Origin of the sequence: Paenibacillus taichungensis (assembly GCF_013359905.1) — a bacterium.
In the GTDB taxonomy this organism is placed as follows: domain Bacteria; phylum Bacillota; class Bacilli; order Paenibacillales; family Paenibacillaceae; genus Paenibacillus; species Paenibacillus taichungensis.
On record NZ_JABMCC010000121.1, the window covers coordinates 1,111,979 to 1,133,391 of the forward strand.

The following is a 21,413-nucleotide window of genomic DNA, read 5'->3' on the forward strand; positions in this document are numbered from 1 at the left end:
CATACGTAAAGGAGATTGCGCATTTATGCCCATGTTGCTCGAAGTGAAGCTCGACCAGCCCGAAGAAATAATAGATACGCAACAGGATCAAGTTATAGCTCCCATGGGAGAGCAAAAAGATGATGATAAAGTTGGGGTCACCAAAGAGAATGTAATCTCATTAAGGGATTATTGCCGTCAAATACCTGTAATTGACGTTCACACTACCTGTGGGGAAGCGGCAAGCCTGCTCAATCAGGATCAGGAGTACCCTTGTATTGTATTATGTGATGATCACATGCACCCATTAGGTTTGTTGATGCGAGAGACCTTATACCGGATGTTGAATGGACGCTTCGCGGCAGATCTCTTCTATCGGAAGCCGGTTGTTCATGTAGCGGACACTTCTCCTGTTATTGTCGATGTGCATGCAGAAGCGACTGCGATTATTGACATTGCTCTGGCGCGCAGTGAGCAATATTTCTACGATTGTTTGATCGTTACGGAAGAAGACCGATTTCTAGGTGTGCTGACGATGAGGGATGTCATGTCCCTTTCCCGTAAGCTGCAGCATGTGGCTTCGGAAGAACGTGTACATATTATTACACAGAGCAGGCAGGAAATAACGAGAATTAACGACTCTGTCATCAAACTGGTTCAAGCAGCTCGAAAGGCGGGGCAAGAAGCGTCTCAGATCATGCAGTTATCCGAACGGGGAGCAAGCAGTCTCAATCAGGTTGATGCTTCCTATAACCGTGTATATCAGCATATGGAGGGCCAGCAGAAGCACGCGGATGACATGCTTCGCTCCATCGATATGGGTTCCGGGATGGCGCGTTCCATTCGTTCATTGGCTGACCAAAGCGGGCTACTCGCCATGAATGCTTCCATTGAAGCGGCACATGCGGGGGATTATGGACGGGGTTTCCAGGTCGTCGCTGGTGAGATTCGCGCACTAGCGAAGCAGACCCGTGAGGTTGCGGGTAGTATGTCCTCTTTACTGGATGATATCGGGGGATTGACCAGACAGACTGTAGAACTGGTGAGAGCAAGCTCGGCAGAGATTGATAACAGCTCTGTTCATGTAAACGAAGGTGGGGCTGCGTTCAAACAGTTGAACACGGCTGTAGCAGGCATGTCCCATATTGCAGCGGATATCGCGATGGAAGGCAATACGGCGGGAGAATTGGCTGGGCACATTCGGGAGAGACTGCAAGATATGGTCCAGGCGGATGACTAAACGAAGGTAGGATGGACATCATTCATACACAATGATCGGATAGGAGGGTCGTGGGTGTGAAAGATGTCTCTTTTTACATTCCGTTAACATGAAAGTGATACTGTTTTTACAATGAGAGGGTAGGATATTATAGATGACCGAGAGCCAAGTTCAATCATTGGCATCGGTCTACGTAAGGGAATCTGGTTGTCCCTGCCGCGAAGGAGAAGTGAACATCCATGAAGGACCTCATTCACATTGAAGGACTTAATTTATACTATGATACGCATCACGCGCTTAAAAATATATCGATGGACCTGCCGGAGAAGACGGTTACCGCATTTATTGGTCCGTCGGGCTGTGGTAAATCGACCTTGCTTCGTACATTGAATCGGATGAATGACATGATTCCAGGCGTACGTGTGGAAGGACAAGTTATGTTGGACGGTTCTGACATTTATAGCAATGAGATTGAAGTAGAGACGCTGCGCAAGCGGGTCGGAATGGTATTTCAGCAGCCTAACCCTTTTCCAAAATCCATTTACGATAACGTGGCCTATGGACCACGACTTCACGGGGTGACGCAAAAAGCCGAACTGGATCGTTTGGTTGAGCAGAGTCTCGTTCATGCTGCACTGTGGGATGAAGTAAAGGATGTGCTCAAAAAATCAGCACTCAGTCTCTCTGGTGGACAACAGCAGCGCCTCTGTATTGCGCGTGCTCTGGCCGTGCAGCCTGACGTACTGTTGATGGATGAAGCAACATCTGCACTTGATCCAATCTCAACGCTTAAAATTGAGGAACTGGTCAAGGAATTGCACCACAAATACACGATTGTAATGGTAACCCACAACATGCACCAAGCTGCACGTGTATCGGGTCGTACAGTATTTTTCCTGAACGGAGAAGTGGTGGAGGCAGCAGATACAGAAACGTTGTTCTCCACACCGCAGGATTCCAGAACCGAGGATTATATATCCGGACGGTTCGGATAAGCAGCTGAGTTCGAACGATCCCGGCGTGTCCGGAGATGATGGATAAGGAGGACATGGAATCTATGATTCGCAGAAAAGAATTTGATCAGGAGCTTGAGGAACTGCGCACATTGCTTCGGCAAATGGGTGAGCATGTAGGCACAGCTTTGGATGGTGCTATTGAAAGTTTACAGACGATGGATGCCGAGAAAGCTCAGGTCATCATCAAGAATGATGCGAATCTGAATGCCCTGGAAGACAAGATTATGGAACTGGGTTCCAAGCTCATCATTACACAACAGCCGGTAGCGAAGGATTTGCGACGCATTATTGTTGCCTTCAAAATCTCAAGTGACTTGGAGCGTATGGGTGACCTTGCGCTGGATGTGGCCAAAGTGACCCTTCGTATGGACGGGCAGGAGCTCATTAAACCGCTTGTGGATATTCCAAGAATGGCGGAAATCGTGAAGTCCATGATTGAGGAATCCATTGAATCTTTCCTGAAAGAAAATACGGATCTGGCCTACAAAATGGCTCAGACCGATGATCAGGTTGACCAATTGTACAGTCATATGATCAGTGATCTCTACTCGTTTATGACAGACCATCCAAATAAGGCTTCCCAAGCGATGCTTTTGATGTTGGTAGGACGTTATATCGAACGGATTGGTGACCACGCAACAAATATTGGTGAGAGCACGGTGTATCTGGTAACAGGAAAACGCCCTGATTTGAATCAATAGGTAACCGCTTATAGTGGAATTGGGGTATTATTCGTAGCGAAATGAAGGGACTTTCTCTCGGGCGGCCTGTGAACAGGTCACCCGCTGAGGGAGTTCCTTTTTTTGCAGGCCAAATCATGACCTATAAAGATGACTAATTTTTTTGTTGTAACTGGTGTGTATGGTATCATGAGAGTAGATGTAATTGAAGGATTGACCATACGATACGCGAGGTGCTGGAATGGACAAGTTTATTCTTATAGATGGAAATAGCATTATTTACAGGGCGTTTTTTGCAATGCCACCGCTAACTAACTCGAAAGGCTTGCACACCAATGCGGTTTACGGCTTCACCACGATGTTGCTGCGCTTGCTGGAAGAGCATAAACCGACACATGTGATGGTGGCATTTGATGCAGGCAAAGTTACGTTCCGGCACGAAGGTTACCAGGAATATAAGGGTGGTCGTGAGAAAACACCACCGGAGTTGTCCGAGCAATTTCCGCTGCTGAAAGAGCTGCTTCAGGGCTTCGGGATTGCCCAGTTTGAGCTTGCAGGGTTTGAAGCGGATGACATTATCGGAACATTAACGAAGCGTGCGGACGAAGCTGGAAGACAGGTTCTCGTTGTGTCAGGTGACAAAGATATGTTGCAGCTTGCCTCTGAACATGTGCATATCGGGCTTACGCGCAAAGGGGTAACCGAGATTGAGCTATACGATCCTGCTCAGATTAAGGAGCGATATGGTCTGACCCCGCTGCAAATCATTGACCTCAAAGGTCTGATGGGCGATGCGTCCGACAATATTCCGGGCATTCCAGGCGTCGGGGAGAAAACGGCTCTGAAACTGCTGCACCAGTTCGGTTCGGTTGAAGAGGTTCTTAATGGTACAGGTGAGTTAAAGGGAAAAATGAAAGAAAAGATTGAGGCTCACGCCGAAGATGCACGTATGAGTAAGCAGCTTGCCACGATCCACCGTGAAGTTCCATTGGAACAAACTTGGGAAGATATGCAGTTTGCTGGCTTAAAAGAGGAACTGGCAGGTCCGGCTTTGGCCAAGCTCGAATTCAAGTCTTTGCTTGAGCGCCTGTCATTCCGTGCAAGTGTAGTTTCTGAACAGGAAGCCGTTCCGGCTGCCGCAGTGGAATCCTCCATTGCAACAGAAGAAACGATTAGTGAACTGTTCGGTTCACTCGAATCCATTGATGTGCTGCATGTGGAGACACATGGCGATAACCCGCATCAGGCGAAACTAATTGGACTTGCTGTTGGTTCAGCCGGAACCTATACATTCCTGTCTCCCGAATTGCTTCAGTCTGAGGCAGCGGCCCCGGTAAGAGAGTGGCTTGGCAATGCAGATCAACCCAAGCGTGGTTATGATCTGCACCGTGTTGATCTGGCATTGCATGCGCATGGCATTGAGTTTGCTGGAGCGTCATTTGATGTGCAGCTGGCTGCCTATTTGCTAGATCCAACCGAATCGAATCAGACGATCAGTGGCCTGACCACGAAGTATGGTCTGCCTTCCCTTGTGGAGGATGATACGGTTATGGGCAAAGGTGCAAAATACCGGGTGCCTGAGGCGGATATACTGGGCGATTTTCTATGTCGCAAAGCGGCCGCAGTAGCAGCCATTATTCCACTCCAGGAGCAGGCACTGGAGAGCAATGAGATGAACGCACTTTTCCATGAACTCGAGATGCCGTTGTCACGTATTCTTGCAGATATGGAGAAACAGGGCATTAAGGCTAATACGGCAGATTTGCAGGCTTTGGGTAGTGAGTTCGAAGAAAATATCAGCAGGTTGATGGCGGAAATCTACAAGCTTTCCGGCACGGAATTCAATCTGAATTCACCGAAACAGCTGGGTGAGATTTTATTCGATAAACTAGGTCTGCCTGTGGTGAAGAAAACAAAAACAGGATACTCTACGGATGCCGAAGTATTAGAGAAGCTGGCTCCATATAATGATGTGGTCAAACATATTCTGCAATATCGTCAACTTGCCAAGTTACAGTCCACATATGTAGAAGGACTGCTCAAAGAGATTTCAGATAAGGATGGCAAGGTGCATACGTTTTACCGTCAGACGATCGCGGCTACTGGGCGTCTGAGCAGCCAGTTCCCGAACTTGCAGAACATTCCGATTCGGATGGAGGAAGGTCGTAAAATCAGGAAGGTATTTGTTCCTTCCGAGCCGGGCTGGTCCATTTTGGCAGCAGACTATTCGCAGATTGAACTGCGCGTCCTTGCACATATTTCAGATGATGAGCGGCTGAAGGAAGCTTTTGTTCAGGACATGGATATCCATACGAAGACGGCCTCCGATGTGTTTGGTGTGAAGCCAGAAGAGGTGGATGGAGACATGCGTCGTTCTGCCAAGGCGGTTAACTTCGGGATTGTATATGGCATCAGTGATTACGGCCTTTCGCAGAACCTGCACATCACGCGGAAAGAGGCAGCACAGTTTATCGATCAATACTTTGAAGTATTCCAGGGTGTTCGCCGATATATGGATGATATTGTGAAGGAAGCCCGTCAGGATGGTTATGTCAAAACGTTGCTGGAACGCCGTCGTTATCTGCCAGAAATCAATGCAAGCAACTTTAACCTGCGTTCCTTCGCGGAACGGACAGCGATGAATACACCGATTCAGGGAACTGCGGCAGATATCATCAAGCTTGCCATGGTACAGATGGATGAAGCGCTGCGTGAACGCAAGCTGAAGAGTCGCATGCTGCTACAGGTGCACGATGAACTTGTATTCGAAGTGCCTGCGGATGAGCTGGAACTGATGAAAGAGCTGGTTCCTTCTGTGATGGAAAAAGCATTGGAGCTGTCAGTACCGCTAAAAGCAGAAGTCAGCTACGGAGAGAACTGGTACGAGGCTAAATAATAGATCCTAAGCGGGTTTTCCGTTATTTTACAAAATATTTTTCAACTGTTTTCGACACAAGAAGGGGTCCCGCTGAGCGCCATCTTCCGTTATAATATAGGGGAGGTGAGAACATCATGCCGGAATTACCGGAAGTCGAAACAGTCAGAAGAACATTGAATCAACTTATTGTTGGCAAGACCATTGACTCCGTTACCGTTAGCTTGCCGCGGATTATTCAGCGGCCGGACGACATAGATGCATTTGCAATGGAACTTAAGGGACATACCGTGATCGGTGTGGAGCGCAGAGGCAAGTTTTTGCGTATTTTGCTGGACGGGCTGGTGCTTGTCTCCCATCTGCGGATGGAAGGCAGGTACGGGGTGTACCAACAGCATGAGGAAGTGGAGAAGCATACCCATGTTATCTTTCACTTTACCGATGGTACAGAATTACGTTACAAGGATGTCCGTCAATTCGGTACAATGCATCTCTTCAATGCAGGGGAGGAACTGGTATCCAAACCTTTGTTGAAACTGGGGCTGGAGCCGCTTGATCCTGCGTTTACTGTAGCTGCATTCCGTGATGCTGTTGGCAAACGAACGACCAAAATCAAAGCCGTCTTGTTAAATCAGGCATATGTGGTCGGCATCGGGAATATTTATGTGGACGAGGCATTGTTCCGCGCAGGTATTCATCCCGAGACCATTGCCAAGACATTGACCGAAGCCCAGTTAACCGTGCTGCATGAAGCGATCGTGGTTACGCTGCAGGATGCGGTGGATGCAGGAGGTTCCTCCATTAAGTCCTATGTCAATGGACAGGGCGAGATGGGAATGTTCCAGCATCAGTTGAAAATATATGGACGCAAGTCTGAACCCTGTGCAACGTGTGGCACATTAATCGAGAAGAGTGTAGTAGGCGGTAGGGGAACGCATTACTGTCCAAACTGTCAACCGCTGCTCTAAATCGTTGATGGGTTTGGTAGCATGAACGAAATCGTCAAATTGTAGCACCCTTGGATTCCTCCCTCCATATACTGATATGGCAGAAATAAGCGGGCGTATACCCATACTGGCAGCTGCCAGATGGAACGAGTTCCGCACAGGGGAGGAATCCGGGGTGCTGCATCATTTTATTTCATTACTGGCGCTTGCTTTGGCGCTTAGTTTAGATGGTTTTGGAGTCGGGATTACATATGGGCTGCGGAGAACTAAAATTCCGCTGTTATCCATTGTCGTCATTTCCATCTGTTCGGGTCTGGTTATTGCATTATCGATGCAAGTAGGTGTGCTGCTGTCTCATGTCGTATCTCCGGACGTGGCTTCAATTGTTGGAGCGGTTATTCTGATCGGTATTGGCGCATGGTCGTTGCTGCAACTCATTCGAAAACGGGGCAAGGAACAGCTGGAAACGGACAATGGAGTGGGTGAGGGAACAGGAGCAGGAACAATCCGCAGTAGTACGCAAGCCTCACCAGAAGCTCAGCCGAAGGGCAGAAATCAGGTGCTCGCGCTTGAACTTGAGCCATCTGCTTCTGGAGGATCTCTGGAACGAATGGTCTTTACACTTGAGCTACGGAAGCTGGGTGTAGTTATACAAATTCTGCGGAGTCCCTCGAAGGCAGATATGGATAACTCGGGCAGTATATCCGTCCAAGAAGCGATGTGGCTTGGTATAGCCCTTTCTCTGGATGCTTTCGGTGCAGGATTAGGGGCAGCGTTATTGGGATTCCCAACTTTGTGGACAGCATTAGTTATTGCGTTGTTCAGCGGGGCATTTCTGTCTCTGGGCATGAAAGTTGGATTACGCTTTGCTGCTTTGCGGTGGATGCGAAGATTATCTGTATTACCTGCGCTTTTATTAATGTTTATGGGAATAATGAAGTTGTTGTGAGGTGAAATAATGAATATTGGCTTAACCGGCGGGATCGCGACAGGCAAAAGCAGCGTGTCCGCCTTTCTCGCCAGTAAGGGAGCGTTGCTCATTGATGCAGATGTGATTGCCCGGGAAGTAATGCTGCCCGGGCATCCCGTTTTGGCTGCGGCTGTACAGCGGTTCGGACAAGCCATATTGAATGAGGACGGAACATTGGATCGGAAAAAGCTTGGCAGTATTGTGTTTCAGAATCCAGAGGAGCGTAAGGCACTTGAGGCGATTACACATCCAGCGATCCGCAAGGAGATGCGCGAGCGCGCTGCTCTGTATGAGCTTGAACATCCGGACAAGCTGGTCGTATCGGATATTCCATTGTTGTACGAGTCAGGGCTGGAGGATGGCTTCGAAGAAGTGATGGTTGTTTACGTTCCGAGATCAGTGCAGCGGGAACGACTGATGAGCCGGGATGGAATGACGGCGGAACAGGCAGACGCCCGTATCGACGTGCAAATGGATATTGAAGATAAGAAGCAGCGTGCTGACGTGGTTATTGATAACAGCGGCTTGTGGTCAGAGACGGAGCAGCAACTCATTTCTTTTTTGCATCGTAAGGGCCTAATATGAGATTGCTGCGTAAGAAACGGGTATTGTTGTTGATGTTTGTGTCTTTTGTATTGGTGCTGTTCCTGAATACCAATTGGATGTCATGGTTCTATCCGATTCATTATAAGGAAGAGATTCGTGCCCAGTCTCAGAGTTATGAGGTTGATCCGTTTCTCATCGCTTCCATCATCAAGGTGGAGACCAATTTTAAGACAAGCAAGGAATCCAAGAGAGGTGCCATCGGATTAATGCAGCTGATGCCAGACACTGCTAACTGGATTATGGAGCAAGCCAAAATTCCTGGCACCTCACTGGAAGAATTGAAGCACGAGCCTGAAAGGAATATTCAGCTGGGTACCTGGTATCTACGCAACCTGTCAGATCAATTTGACGGGAATGAAGCGGCTATGATTGCTGCTTACAATGCAGGTCCAGGTAAAGTGAACTCATGGCTAAGGGATGGCGTATGGGATGGTTCATTCGAGACGGTCAAAGATATTCCGTTTGGTGAAACCCGGCACTATGTACAACGCGTCATTTATTATTATAATCAGTATGTAAAGATCTATAATACGTTCTAAGTTAATACAATCTGGATTCATGGTCTAAAATAAGTAGAAGCACCGAGCAGGCCGGTTGTTCACCGGCCGCTCCATGCTCCTCTGTGTACCGTATTACGATGCAGATATTATTGGTATTGACCTGCCAATTGCTGTTCTGCAATTGTTACCAGACGCTTCGTGATGTATCCACCGATCGAACCGTTCTCGTAAGAAGTCATGTTACCTTGGTATCCGTCTTGTGGGATGCTGATTCCGAGTTCTTGAGCAACTTCATATTTCAGTTGTTCGAGAGCTGCGGAAGCTTTAGTTACCACCAAGTTGTTGGAGTTACCATTGCTTTGTGCCATTGCTGTTCACCTCCTCGCGGTTGGTAAAAGTATTATGTGTCGGCAATACGATTTTCATAACTAAATGCATGTAGGCAATTTCTGGTAAAAAGTAAAACATGGGAAGTGATCTGATTTGAAATGTCCTTATTGCGCCTATCTGGGCACAAAGGTGCTTGATTCAAGGCCGGCCAATGAATCGAAATCGATTCGTCGTCGTCGTGAGTGTGAGCAATGTAGCCGTCGATTTACAACTTTTGAAATGGTGGAAGAAACACCGCTGATCGTCATTAAGAAGGACGGCAGTCGTGAGGAATTTAGCCGGGACAAGATTCTTCGTGGCCTGATCCGGGCTTGTGAGAAACGTCCGGTCTCTGTGGAGACACTTGAAATGATGGTATCTGAGGTAGAGAAGTCTCTGCGAAATACAGCCGATGCTGAAGTAGAGAGCCGTCAGATTGGCGAACTACTGATGGAACAGCTATTTCCAGTGGATGAAGTAGCCTATGTGCGCTTCGCTTCGGTGTACCGTCAATTCAAAGACATCAATATGTTTATGAAAGAACTCAAATCCCTATTGTCCAAAGATGACAACGTGGATTAGTGAAACGGGTAAAAGGGGAAGAGCATTCTGGGGTTACCATCTGTGTGTTCCAGTAAAAAGGTTGTTCTTCTCCAATCACTTTAGCTTCAAGAAAAAGTTGTTGACAGCAAAAGCTGTATTTTATATGATATAGGAGTCGCCTGCGGAGCATTGCAGATTTGGACAACTTGTTATATTCATAATTTGGGGCCTTAGCTCAGCTGGGAGAGCGCATCGCTGGCAGCGATGAGGTCAGGGGTTCGATCCCCCTAGGCTCCATACAAGAACATCATATGGACTCTTAGCTCAGTTGGTAGAGCAGTTGACTCTTAATCAATTGGTCCAGGGTTCGAGTCCCTGAGAGTCCATCAAAAAGAACGGCAGAGATGCCGTTCTTTTTTTATTAGGAGACAACTTGATTGCTTTTATACAGTTACAGAGTCTTTAAGTGGCAAAATGCTTAACTATATGACGAAATTGTCGTGCTGCGCCACGGGAAGAAAAACAAATTCCTGACCCGACTTGAATAGAAAAACAAAAACCAGGGTGCTGTAAATTAGCAGCCTGGTTTTTTTGGGGAGATTTGAATTACGCACAAGTCTCGACTAGGCTGCATTTTACTTCTTCGCGGCGTTTGCGCAAGTAGGAAATACGGAAGAAGGTAGCAGCAGTTACAGCAGCCAGAATGACGCTCGTTGCGCCGATCCAACTGATGTAGCTCAGTGATGCCTGCTCGACGACAACACCGCCAAGACCAGCACCAGCGGCCATGCCAAGATGCAACACGGAGGTATTCATACTAAGCATAATGCCCGATGCCTCTGGAGCAAGTGACAATAAATAAAACTGCTGGGTAGGGCTCGAAGACCAAACGGTGAAAGACCAAAACATCAGAAGTGGGAATACGATCAACGGCGATTGTCCATCTAGTGAGAGCAGAACTAGAGCCATGGTATTAAACAGCATTCCGATGACTAATGTGCGGGGAGCTCCCCATCTATCGGTGCTGTAACCGCCGAATTTAGAACCAAACAAGCTAGCGATACCGAAAGAGAAGAGTGCGATGCTTACGCTTTGCTCGCTTAATTTGGTTATGGTCAGCAAGTAGGGCGAAATATAGGTGTAAACAACAGAGTATCCACCAATCCACATGAAGGCGACAACCAACGCGATCGCAATTTCAGGTTTCTTCAACAGTGCAAACTGTTTGCGAATCGGAACAGGCGCCTCGCCATTGGATTGGGGAATAGCAATAAGGATTAAGAACATGGCAAACAAACCTAGTAGACCGATAACGCCGAAAATGAGCTTCCAATCATAAACCGAAGCGGCGACTCTTCCAAGTGGAACTCCGATAATTAAGGAGGCACTGAAACCCATTATAAGAGTTGCAATCGCACTTCCTTGTTTGCCAGGTGCAGCGAGCTTGGCAGCAACCGTCAATGAGGTAACGAGAAACACGCCGGTACTAATTGCGAGAACAATACGCGATACGAGCAAGAATGTAAAGCCGGGTAACGTGACGGCAATCAGGTTGCCTACTGCAAATACACCAAGCGCATAAAGGAGAAGTTTACGTCTCTCCATACGTGCAGTGACGGCTATGACGATCGGTGTGCCGAAGGCATAGGCCAGAGAAAAAACGGTAATCAGCTGACCTGCGACCGATACGGAGACACCTACATCTGCAGCCACCTTATCCAAAATCCCTGCAATAATATATTCGGATGTCCCAACTAGAAAGCTAATAATAGCCAGCATATAAATTTTCAATGCATTCGACATACTGGTAAAGCTCCTCTCTATACTTTAATGTTTTATATTTCTAGTTCTATAGAAATAATGTTCAAAAAAAATTACTCCAGCAAATAAGGCGCATATTTCTGTGCCATTTCGCGGTTTACGCTGTAGTAGATATACGTTCCTTCCTTGCGGAGGTTCAACAGTCCACAGTCTGTCAATTGCTTCAAGTGATGGGAAAGCGTTGAGCTGGCCACTGATTCCAGCTTAGACTCGATATCCGAGCAACACAAAGTTGTCTCCTCCGTAAGGAGTAAGGCAATTTTGATTCTCGTGGGTTCTCCGAGCGCTTTGTACACTTTAATAGCTTGACGCACATTCGCATTTTCTTCTACCATCGTAAATTCACCTTTTTTTTAAATGTAGTTATTTCTATATCCGTAAAAATAATGTAGCACACCTTTTTTTGAATGTAAACAGAGAATAAGACTGTGTAGTTATTTTAACAGATGAGTCGCTTGGGCTTTCCGTCAAAATAGCTACCACCTTGCCAGGCTCTCATGCCAGGAACACCTGAAATCTGGTGCTTCCGGCTTCTTGGGTTCGCAGCCTGAATCAGCTCTCCCCGCAACATGATTAAACTTCGAGTTAAATAAGGATAGGATGGAATGTTTTATTTGAGACCGTTATGTAAAAGTAACTTGCGTTGTAGAATACGGTTGAAATTTTTGCCATACTTATGGCGACAATCGTAAAAGCTATTTATAATTGAACGCTAGTATTCTGGAGGAAGCCACAATGTTAAAATAGTCATACAGAGCCGTTTATCAGGCATCATCCCTCATCAGTAAGTGGAATGAGTGACCCCAGAACGGACGATTAATTTAGTTTCCCGCTAACAGGCATAACAGTCACGGAGGATAAGAAAATGAACAACTCGGAATGGGCAGAGTCCTATTTTCCAATATATACAGCAGACAGCATTCAATCATTATATAGTACGTCAACCATGCCGATACATAGAATCCATGAGAACTTGACCGTTCTATTGGCTGTTTCGAGTGGTAAGGGCTCACTTCATCTCGACGATCACATCTACGAACTCACCGATGGGATAGTAATCCTTGTTCCGGCGAAGAGTGATGTTGTAATACAGGGGAATCAGATGCATCCTCTTCATATATTCACGCTATCCATCAGCACACAAGAACAGAAGAGATCACTGCCCGTGCAAGCCATGGGGCGGTCCAGTGTGCTTGCGTCAGGAACCCTTATTGAGTTCTATGAACCAACGATTGCAGCTCAGCTTGAGGAGCTCTATATGTATCGTTTACCTGGCAATGAAGTCAGGCATATGCGTAACCAGATTCTGTTTCATCAAGTACTGATGAGTCTTTTGGAACGAATGGAAGCAAAATATATTGCGAGTGAGCAACCGTCTATGGAACGCAGCATCGTATTTATGGAGAACCATTTTAGTGAGAAAATAACAACCGAAGGACTTTCCGAAATTGCGGGGGTCAGTCGATCTCACTACTCCACTCTTTTTAAGCAGCTAACTGGATTCGCACCGAATGAGTATCTCTCACGCTTGCGTGTTCACCGTGCCAAAGAGTTATTGATTGGCGGGTCCGCTTCACTTCGTGAGATCGCGCTGAAGGTTGGATATAAAGATGAATTCTATCTTAGTCGTCGTTTCAAGCAGCAAACAGGAGAGAGTCCATCAGGTTACACACGTCGCAGACCTTCTCAACGAGTGGCTGTGTGGTGTGCACCTTATGCAAGCCATCTAATGTTACTTGGATTGGAACCAGCGGTAGTCATCTCGGAAAGCAGCGAATATGTAAGCACAGAGGGAGTTAGCCCACCTCAAACGATACGTTTTATCCATTCTGACAGTTCACCTGAACAAATAAAGTCCGTATTGCTAGATGCTAATATTGAGCTCATCATTGCAGCAAATCAGCATCTACATATGAACGGATTAAGTTCTGAACGTCTGAGATCCATCGCTCCTATTGTTGAAATTGCGTGGATGGAGCTTGGGTGGAAAGAACATCTGCGGTTTATCGCACAGGCGATTCAAAGATTGGAGAAGGCAGAACAATGGCTGGCAGACTTTGAAAGGGAAGAACAGCAGGCACGTGAAGCCATTCAAACAAGCCCGATTGTGAATGAGACACTGACCATTCTCGTCATAAAACCGGATACCTTACAAATATATGGAATTAGAAATGTCGGATATGTGATGTATCAATCGCTCGGATTACGACCTTCGGCCAAGATTGCCCAGGAAATAGAGAGGTTTGGCGACCAATTTCATTCGGTTACTATCCAACTTTCGCAACTTCAGGATTACGAGGGCACTCGTATGCTCGTCATTGTTTTTCCAGATGAAAAAGGGTCAAAGGCTCATTCAGAAGGTATATTTAACTCGGAATACTGGAAAGGGCTTGAGGCAGTGAAGCGAAATCGGATCTATCATCTGGAGCAGGAAGAGTGGATACCCTACAATCCGGTTTCCATTCGTTTGCAGCTCGGACGGGCTGTATCCTTATGGACTGCCATCCAATAATCCAAAGGTTTTCTCAAACAAAAAGGCATGGTTAGGTTCATCCTGCATGCCTATAATTAGCTATTGTAATGAGAATGATTTTCATATTCAAAGAGAAAAGGGAGAGAGTCATCTAATGAGAAAGCTTTTTGTTCCATTTATATTAGTTCTGGTTTTATTGCTTAGCGCTTGTGGAAGCAACTCAGCCAAAGATACAACGGAGAATGCAACTACATCCAACGAATCCAATTCTTCGAACACGGATTCAGCAGGTTCTTCATCCGAGTCAGATTCGGGCACGTTCACTTATCAATCGGAGACAGGTCCTGTGGAAGTTCCCTCCCACCCGCAACGTGTGGTTGTGCTGACCCGATTCCTGACAGGAAACGTGATGGCACTGGATGTACCGCTGGTCGGTGTGGATGAAATGTCCAAGGAGAACCCAAATTTCAAAGATAAACTAGCGAATACAGAGGCGGTTACCGATGAAAGTCTGGAGAAAATTATTGAATTGAACCCAGATCTAATTATCGGCCTGTCTGATATCAAGAACGTAGACAAGCTGAAGCAAATTGCTCCAACAGTCACCTATACATATGGTAAGGTGGACTTCCTCAAGCAACAACTGGAGATCGGAAAACTTGTGAACAAAGAAAAAGAAGCACAGGCTTGGGTTGAAGATTTTGACGCTCGAAGCAAAAAAGTAGGGGAAGAAATCAAAGCTAAAATTGGCGCAAATGCGACTGTATCCGTTATTGAAACGTTCAATAAACAACTTTATGTTTATGGCGAGAAATTCGGACGTGGAACGGAAATACTGTATGATCAATTCGGTTTAGGCATGCCAGATAAGGTCAAGGAAGCTACCAAGAAAGACGGATTCTTTGCTGTATCGAACGAAGTACTGAAAGACTACATGGGAGACTATGTAATATTCAGTAAAAATGCCGATGAGGACAATTCGTTCCAAAATACCGAAACATACAAAAATATTGATGCGGTGAAAAATAATCGAGTATTCGAAGCGGATGCCAAGGCATTTTACTTCAATGATCCACTGAGCATGGAATACCAGCTGGAATTCTTTATCGAACATTTTCTTGGCAAGTAAACCTTGAACGCGATGAAAAATAAACAACTTCCTTTTCGGTTTGCAACCAAGCTGCTGGGTAGTGTACTCGTACTTATCGTGTGTTTCATCATCGCCATGATGTTTGGCGCAGAAGAAACGACATTTCGCAATCTGTGGCTGACCCTGACCTCTGCGACGAAGAACGATAATATTCTTATTCTTCGAGAGATCAGACTTCCACGGGAACTCGCTGCCATGCTGATTGGAGCGGCTCTCGCCGTCTCCGGAGGCATCATGCAAGGAATTACTCGCAATCCGCTGGCTGATCCTGGACTGCTTGGTCTGACTTCAGGGGCCAATATGGCACTCGCCCTGGCTTTTGTTTTCATGCCATCACTCGGATATTTTGGAATTATGGTTGCTTGTTTTGTTGGTGCTGCACTTGGAGCAGCTTTGGTTATTGTGCTTGGCTCGATGCGGAGGGGCAGCTTATCCCCTATCCGGGTAGTGCTAGCTGGGGCAGCGGTATCCGCTTTTATGTATGCCATCTCGGATGGTATCAGTATCTTTTTCAAAATTTCCAAGGATGTATCCATGTGGACTTCGGGAGGACTCATCGGAACGACATGGGGGCAGATTCAAGCTATTGCGCCTGTCATACTGATTGGTTTAGCTGTAGTTCCGTTTCTTTCCAACCAGATCAACATTCTTAGCTTGAGCGATGAAGTGGCGACTGGACTGGGGCAGAAGCTTGTACTCGTCAAAACTGTTCTGTTCCTGCTGGTCATCGTGCTTACCGGAGCGTCGGTTGCATTGATCGGAAATATGGCCTTTGTCGGCTTAATGATCCCGCATATTGTCCGTAAATTGGTAGGCACGGACTATCGGTATATTATACCCGTATCCATTTTTGCCGGAGCATCGTTTATGCTGCTTGCCGAAACACTGGGTCGAACGATAAATGCACCTTACGAAACACCGGTGGTCGCCATTGCTTCCATGCTTGGTTTACCTTTCTTCCTGTTCGTTGTGCGTAGAGGGGGCAAAGCATTCTCATGACAATGTCTGCGCGAATTCGCAAGCAACGAATGATTCTGCTCGTGTGTTTGCTGCTGATCCTCATCACAGCTGTGGTAGGTATGAGCTGGGGTTATTCCTCGTTGTCTTTCAAAAGGGTAATTCCGGTGTTATTTGGCCAAGGCACATTCAAAGAAGACTTTGTTCTGTTTTCGGTCCGATTACCTCGAATTTTTATTACATTACTAGCTGGTATGGCGCTTGCGCTGTCAGGCTCTATTTTGCAAAGTATTACGCGTAATGATTTGGCCGATCCAGGCATCATCGGAATCAATTCAGGTGCAGGTGTTGCTGTTGCGATCTTCTTTCTGTATTTCCCGATTGAAGCGGGCACGTTCGTTTATATGTTGCCGTTAGCTGCTTTTATCGGTGCATTACTGACTGCGGCGCTCATCTATCTGTTCTCCTATAGTCGGACCAAGGGACTTGATCCCATAAAAATGGTGCTGGTCGGGGTTGGATTCTCGATGGCGCTGTCAGGCATCATGATCGTCATTATCTCTTCCGCGGAGCGTTCCAAGGTCGACTTTATTGCCAAATGGATATCCGGAAACATATGGGGGGCAGACTGGCCATTCATATGGGCTTTGCTGCCTTGGCTGATTGTGTTAATCCCGCTTACTTTGTTCAGAACCAGACGGCTTGATCTGATGGGGCTGAACGAAGAAACAGCGATCGGAGTGGGTTTGAAGCTTGAGCGGGAACGCTTGGTACTCATGGTGATTGCTGTTGCAGCCGCCGCATCTGCTGTATCGGTTACGGGAGGGATCGCGTTTATCGGTTTGATGGCTCCACACATCGCCAAAGCGCTGGTCGGTCCACGTAATTCGTTATTTATTCCTGTTGCCGTTCTGCTTGGAGGCTGGCTTCTATTAATTGCCGATACGGTTGGGCGCAACCTGGTTGACCCTGATGGAATTGCAGCTGGAATTATGGTCTCCCTAATCGGTGTGCCGTATTTTGTCTATTTATTATTGAAGAAATAATCTAAAAAAGTTTTAGACTAATTCAATACTTAGCTAATCAGGCTATCTTTTTGTCGTCAAGACAAGGGATGGCCTTTGTTTGTAGTTTTGACGGTGGAGGGTGAACTCAGGCAACCCAATATGACTTGATTTGTGTGATAAGATAAAATAGGCACAGTTTAAACCGATTCTAAAAGATAGGTGGAATTACCATGACAGATGTGGGCCAATTAGCTTCAATATTTGCAGATCATTCTTATAAAATAGATGGAATCAATCGATTGGTTTTGCAACCCAAAAGTATATTGCGTGAATTCAGAACATTAAATCATGGATTTCTTTTTGTGGTACGGGGAGAAGCCAGTATGTCAGTAGATGGAACGTTATACGAGTTACAGCCCGGGTCTGTTTTTCATGCAGCACCTGGCATGCAGCTGGACTCACAAGTGAAAGGCCATTCGGAGTATGAATATTATTTACTGTTTTATAGTTTTGACCAATTGGAAAAGGGCGACAGTGTTCAGGAATGCGACTCTCATTTCAAATTGGAATCCGGTGCCAATCCAAGGGTTGTTGAATTACTGGTCATGCTGCAGGAACAATTGCACTCGCAAGGGGGAATTGGCAAACTGCGAGTCAAAGAATTATTTTTGAGCATCATGGTTCAGGTTTTTACAGGCTGCAGTCAACGGGAAAGTGGAACTTCGCCGAGTGAAAAGGTGATTGAGCAAGCCATCTCTTATATACATGGACATTACATGAATCTGCTGACACTGGATGAGCTAGCAGAGTTACATGGTATGAGTTCAAAGCGTTTCTCATACTTTTTTCACAAATACACGGGATTCCGCCCAATTGACTATGTCATCCATTATCGCATGGAGAGGGCAGGGGAGCTGCTGAAATCAGGTAGTTATTTGATTCGCGATGTTGCGATCAGTGTTGGTTATACCAATCCGCTCTATTTCAGTCGAATTTTTAAAAGTAAATTTGGTGTTTCTCCTTCGGAGTACATGCATCTTGATTAAGCCTCCATTAGACAATAGTACATCCCAAATTGGTGATTTGTGCATTCGCATTTTCAATGATCCTTGCTATAGTATTAAATGATAATGAGAATCATTATTATAAAAGGTTGGAAGGTTGACTGAGATGAATACAATAAAAGCTCTTTTTTCTCTCGATGCGTCCTCGGTCGTTCTAACCATGCAGGAATAAATTGAAGAATGTTGGACAAACCAATTCGGAAATGAGGGTATTCAAGATGAAAGATCATGAAGTGTTTGATGTAACGATTATTGGTGGTGGGCCTGCCGGATTATTTTCAGCTTTTTATAGCGGTTTGCGTGAAATGAAAACCAAAATCATTGAATTTCAGCCCTATCTAGGCGGTAAGGTGCATGTGTATCCTGAAAAAATGATCTGGGATATAGGGGGATTACAACCCGTTCCGGGCGCACAACTAATCGAACAAATGGTCAATCAGGGGCTGACTTTCCAGCCAGAGGTTGTTCTTGGAGAAAAGGTCACCTCCATATCCAAGGATGAGCAAGGACACTTCGTACTGCACACCGCTTCTGAGGAAAAACATTACTCCAAAACTGTGATTTTAGCTATTGGTGGAGGAATTCTGAAGCCGATTAAACTGGAAATTGAAGGTGCAGAACGTTTCGAGGTTACGAACTTACATTATACAGTCAAATCACTGTCCCGTTTCAAGGACAAAACGGTTCTGATCTCGGGTGGTGGTAATGCGGCGATTGATTGGGCAAACGAGCTTGCCCTTATTGCCAAACAAGTCTATTTAACGTATCGGAAAGATACGCTGAAAGGCCATGAAGCTGAAATATCACGTCTTGAGAACAGTTCAGTCGTATGCCTGCTTAATACAACGATTGAGAAGCTGATCGCTACAGACGATCATCAACAGATTGAGACAGTTGTGCTGAAACGTAATGAGGACGGAGCTTCATTGGAGCTGGCCGTGGATGAGGTCATCATTAACTACGGTTATGAGCGGGACAAGGAATTGCTGGTGAATAGTCATATTAAAATTGATATGAAGGATCATTGGATCGCAGGCACACCAGTCAGCGAAACATCTGTTCCGGGCATTTTTGCTGCCGGAGATATTTTGCATCATGAAGGGAAGCTTCTTTTGATCGCAGGAGCGTTCCAGGACGCAGCCAATGCCGTGAACAAAGCCAAACTATACGTAACACCCGAAGCCAATACACATGGAATGGTTTCCTCACACAATGACTTGTTCACGCAGAAAAACCGTGAGCTGATGAAGCATCTATACACCAAATAAAATACACAAACTAAAATGGTCATCATAAAAATCTTCGTTCAATATCAAAAAAGCCGCTCACCGTCAGCATGACGAGGAGCGGTTTCTTTTTCACAAGCCGACGATCTCGTCGGTCTGCTTAATTAATTAGTGTAAGGCTCATGTTTTAGCGTTTAACCGCTTCTCCAGCGAATACTTCAACGTTCATTGGAGCGGCCATGAATGCTGCTGCTTGTTGAACGAAAGCCTGGAAATGGGCGCTAGCATTATGGGAAGCTGTAGCGGCTTCGTCTTTCCACAGCTCAATCATCGTGTAGTGATGTTCGCGTTCAGCACTTTTGGCGAGATCATAGCTGATGTTGCCTTCTTCATTACGTGTTGCAGGGATCAGCACTTTTGTAGCTTCCAAAAAAGCTTGTTCCTGGTCTGGTTTAACTTGCAAGTGAGCGTGAATGATAATCATAATATTCAACCTCCATTAGTGTATTTAGAATGTTGTTATTGTTTGAAATGTAACTGGTGCTGGAGCACGTATTGACTGATATTATGCCCAAGTCGTAATTGTCTCAACAGGCAGACGGTAGGAAGGGTGACCTTCTTTGGCCGATTTACCGATCGAGATCAGCATAACGGGTTGGTAACGATCTTTATCCATACCGAATGCTTCAGCAATTTGATCTTTCTCATAACCACCGATTGGGTTAGTATCATAACCATGAGCACGTGCAGCGAGCATCAATTGCATGGAAGCCAGACCTGCGTCAATCAGATTGACATCGCGAAGAGCGGAAGCGGGCATATTTTCGTAATAAGGCATTACAGTTTTGAGCTGCATATCCTTGACTTCCTGTGGCATATAACCAAGCTCTACCGCTTTACCAAAAATTTCGTCCATGTACTCGACATTGTTCATATCAATAAATACACCAACGACTGCTGCGGAAGTCAAAACCTGATTTTGGTTGAATCTAGCGAGAGGAGCAAGCTTTTCTTTGCCTTCAGCCGTATCTACAACGAGAAAACGCCAAGGTTGCAAATTGATGGAAGATGGGGCGCGAGAAGCTTCTGACAGAATTTCTGTCATTTCTTCACGGCTGATTTTGACTTCAGGATCGTATAGTTTTACAGACCGGCGGCCGTAAGTAATTTCGTTAAAATCATTTGTCTTTTGAAAAGTGCTTTGGAATGTACTCATGTATGATTCTCTCCTCTATATATGGTTTAGAAATTGTTTTGCATTCGTTCCAGGAAATCGGCGAGAGCGTAAACTTCATCTTCGTTGAATCCCTGTAAAATCTGGTTAATATAATTGGTTTTCTCTGCCTTGTAGCCTTCAATCTGCTTCCGACCATGGTCCGTCAGACGAACAAACGTTACCCGGTTATCATCGGGATTTTTACGTCTCGTGACCATCAGGTCCGCCTCAAGCTGTTTCAAGTGACGTGTGATTGCAGCACTATCGATGTTGATGATTTTCTGGAGCATGGACTGGTTAATCTCGTCCACCTGATCCAACTCATGCAAAATCTCAAAGCGAGAGGAACTGATACCAGTACAGCGTTCGAATTTGGGACTAATTTTATTCCCCAGTACGTTCAGCAGATTGATTATCTGCTCTTCTTTGGAAACAATACGTGTCATGACTAGACCTCCCGGGTGAATCTCGACCATGAACAACGGCTTATGTGAACAAAATACATAAAGTTGCCATTATACAGTGCCATTGCTTAGTCAGTGAAATATGCTAAGTTAATCTTTGACGTATCAATATTTGATGCATCAATCATTGATGGCTCAATTAATATATCATGAGTATTTTGATTTTGCAACAGGGTAGTCATGAGAAGATAAATCCATCTATTCCAAAGCGAAAGTCTTCTTAGTTCCGTAGGTGTAGGTTATCCAATTAAGTAACTATATATCGATTTCCAGCCGGACGATAATAGCATATGGGAGGGCTGCCGAGTCAGTTTAGTTGATCAAGGATTAG

21 protein-coding genes and 2 tRNA genes are annotated in these 21,413 nt (G+C 45.8%); 17 read left to right on the plus strand and 6 right to left on the minus strand.

The genetic code is table 11. The annotated features are described in order from the left end of the window. Positions 1-25: 25 nt before the first annotated feature. The 8 genes from HP548_RS32920 to HP548_RS32955 all read left to right on the plus strand — a co-directional run bounded on the left by HP548_RS32920 (position 26) and on the right by HP548_RS32955 (position 8,831). On the plus strand, positions 26-1,219 hold the full coding sequence (locus HP548_RS32920; protein WP_175383986.1) for a methyl-accepting chemotaxis protein: 1,194 nt from the start codon (positions 26-28) through the stop codon (positions 1,217-1,219). Positions 1,220-1,437: 218 nt separating this feature from the next. Continuing rightward, complete coding sequence (gene pstB, locus HP548_RS32925) at positions 1,438-2,193, plus strand: phosphate ABC transporter ATP-binding protein PstB (protein ID WP_063568101.1); 756 nt, start codon at positions 1,438-1,440, stop codon at positions 2,191-2,193. A gap of 62 nt (positions 2,194-2,255) precedes the next feature. Then, positions 2,256-2,915, plus strand: coding sequence for a phosphate signaling complex protein PhoU (gene phoU / locus HP548_RS32930; RefSeq protein WP_076289778.1), 660 nt, complete (start codon positions 2,256-2,258; stop codon positions 2,913-2,915). Between the two features lie 220 nt (positions 2,916-3,135). Continuing rightward, the gene (gene polA / locus HP548_RS32935; protein WP_076289777.1) at positions 3,136-5,790 is read left to right on the plus strand and encodes a DNA polymerase I; all 2,655 of its coding nucleotides are present in this window, start codon (positions 3,136-3,138) and stop codon (positions 5,788-5,790) included. A 116-nt stretch (positions 5,791-5,906) separates the two neighbouring features. Continuing rightward, complete coding sequence (gene mutM, locus HP548_RS32940; RefSeq protein WP_076289776.1) at positions 5,907-6,737, plus strand: DNA-formamidopyrimidine glycosylase; 831 nt, start codon at positions 5,907-5,909, stop codon at positions 6,735-6,737. 154 nt (positions 6,738-6,891) lie between these two features. Next, positions 6,892-7,665: a manganese efflux pump gene (locus HP548_RS32945; protein ID WP_076289775.1), complete on the plus strand. Its 774-nt coding sequence runs from the start codon at positions 6,892-6,894 to the stop codon at positions 7,663-7,665. Positions 7,666-7,674: 9 nt separating this feature from the next. After that, a complete protein-coding gene (gene coaE / locus HP548_RS32950; protein ID WP_099854714.1) occupies positions 7,675-8,271 on the plus strand; it encodes a dephospho-CoA kinase in 597 nt (198 codons plus the stop codon). Beyond that, entirely contained in the window at positions 8,268-8,831 is a 564-nt protein-coding gene (locus HP548_RS32955; protein ID WP_063568107.1) for a lytic transglycosylase domain-containing protein, read from the plus strand. Before coaE ends, HP548_RS32955 begins: the two co-directional genes overlap by 4 nt. A 107-nt stretch (positions 8,832-8,938) precedes the next feature. Here the strand turns inward: HP548_RS32955 and HP548_RS32960 are convergent, their stop codons facing one another. After that, positions 8,939-9,160 (minus strand): alpha/beta-type small acid-soluble spore protein, encoded by a 222-nt coding sequence (locus HP548_RS32960; RefSeq protein ID WP_053783555.1) that lies wholly within the window; start codon positions 9,158-9,160, stop codon positions 8,939-8,941. Between the two features lie 115 nt (positions 9,161-9,275). Here HP548_RS32960 and nrdR point away from each other — a divergent pair, with 115 nt between their 5' ends. The 3 genes from nrdR (at position 9,276) to HP548_RS32975 (ending at position 10,090) form a co-directional block, all read left to right on the plus strand. Further along, complete coding sequence (gene nrdR, locus HP548_RS32965) at positions 9,276-9,743, plus strand: transcriptional regulator NrdR (RefSeq protein WP_076289773.1); 468 nt, start codon at positions 9,276-9,278, stop codon at positions 9,741-9,743. A gap of 185 nt (positions 9,744-9,928) precedes the next feature. Then, a tRNA-Ala gene (locus HP548_RS32970) sits at positions 9,929-10,001 on the plus strand. A gap of 16 nt (positions 10,002-10,017) precedes the next feature. After that, positions 10,018-10,090: transfer RNA gene (locus HP548_RS32975), tRNA-Lys, on the plus strand. 220 nt (positions 10,091-10,310) lie between these two features. Here HP548_RS32975 and HP548_RS32980 read toward each other — a convergent pair. Then, positions 10,311-11,507, minus strand: a complete 1,197-nt coding sequence (locus HP548_RS32980) for an MFS transporter (protein ID WP_175383987.1) — start codon at positions 11,505-11,507, stop codon at positions 10,311-10,313. A gap of 71 nt (positions 11,508-11,578) precedes the next feature. After that, a complete protein-coding gene (locus HP548_RS32985) occupies positions 11,579-11,860 on the minus strand; it encodes an ArsR/SmtB family transcription factor (protein ID WP_063568292.1) in 282 nt (93 codons plus the stop codon). A gap of 530 nt (positions 11,861-12,390) precedes the next feature. Here HP548_RS32985 and HP548_RS32990 point away from each other — a divergent pair. The 6 genes from HP548_RS32990 (at position 12,391) to HP548_RS33015 (ending at position 19,444) form a co-directional block, all read left to right on the plus strand. Next, entirely contained in the window at positions 12,391-14,037 is a 1,647-nt protein-coding gene (locus tag HP548_RS32990; protein ID WP_175383988.1) for a helix-turn-helix domain-containing protein, read from the plus strand. A 115-nt stretch (positions 14,038-14,152) separates the two neighbouring features. Then, entirely contained in the window at positions 14,153-15,127 is a 975-nt protein-coding gene (locus HP548_RS32995; RefSeq protein WP_076289770.1) for an iron-hydroxamate ABC transporter substrate-binding protein, read from the plus strand. Between the two features lie 12 nt (positions 15,128-15,139). Next, positions 15,140-16,147: a FecCD family ABC transporter permease gene (locus HP548_RS33000; RefSeq protein WP_175384047.1), complete on the plus strand. Its 1,008-nt coding sequence runs from the start codon at positions 15,140-15,142 to the stop codon at positions 16,145-16,147. Continuing rightward, the gene (locus HP548_RS33005) at positions 16,144-17,151 is read left to right on the plus strand and encodes a FecCD family ABC transporter permease (protein ID WP_175383989.1); all 1,008 of its coding nucleotides are present in this window, start codon (positions 16,144-16,146) and stop codon (positions 17,149-17,151) included. The genes HP548_RS33000 and HP548_RS33005 overlap by 4 nt, the downstream gene beginning before the upstream one ends. A 191-nt stretch (positions 17,152-17,342) precedes the next feature. Continuing rightward, positions 17,343-18,158 carry a helix-turn-helix domain-containing protein gene (locus tag HP548_RS33010; protein WP_175383990.1) on the plus strand — a complete coding sequence of 272 codons (816 nt, stop codon included), beginning with the start codon at positions 17,343-17,345 and terminating at the stop codon, positions 18,156-18,158. A 236-nt stretch (positions 18,159-18,394) separates the two neighbouring features. Next, positions 18,395-19,444 carry an NAD(P)/FAD-dependent oxidoreductase gene (locus HP548_RS33015; RefSeq protein ID WP_175383991.1) on the plus strand — a complete coding sequence of 350 codons (1,050 nt, stop codon included), beginning with the start codon at positions 18,395-18,397 and terminating at the stop codon, positions 19,442-19,444. A gap of 145 nt (positions 19,445-19,589) precedes the next feature. Here HP548_RS33015 and HP548_RS33020 read toward each other — a convergent pair whose 3' ends face one another. The 3 genes from HP548_RS33020 to HP548_RS33030 all read right to left on the minus strand — a co-directional run bounded on the left by HP548_RS33020 (position 19,590) and on the right by HP548_RS33030 (position 21,064). After that, positions 19,590-19,886, minus strand: coding sequence for a putative quinol monooxygenase (locus tag HP548_RS33020; protein ID WP_175383992.1), 297 nt, complete (start codon positions 19,884-19,886; stop codon positions 19,590-19,592). A gap of 81 nt (positions 19,887-19,967) precedes the next feature. Then, positions 19,968-20,618, minus strand: a complete 651-nt coding sequence (locus HP548_RS33025) for a nitroreductase family protein (RefSeq protein ID WP_076289766.1) — start codon at positions 20,616-20,618, stop codon at positions 19,968-19,970. Between the two features lie 26 nt (positions 20,619-20,644). Further along, the gene (locus HP548_RS33030) at positions 20,645-21,064 is read right to left on the minus strand and encodes a MarR family winged helix-turn-helix transcriptional regulator (RefSeq protein WP_099853618.1); all 420 of its coding nucleotides are present in this window, start codon (positions 21,062-21,064) and stop codon (positions 20,645-20,647) included. Between the last annotated feature and the right edge of the window lie 349 nt (positions 21,065-21,413).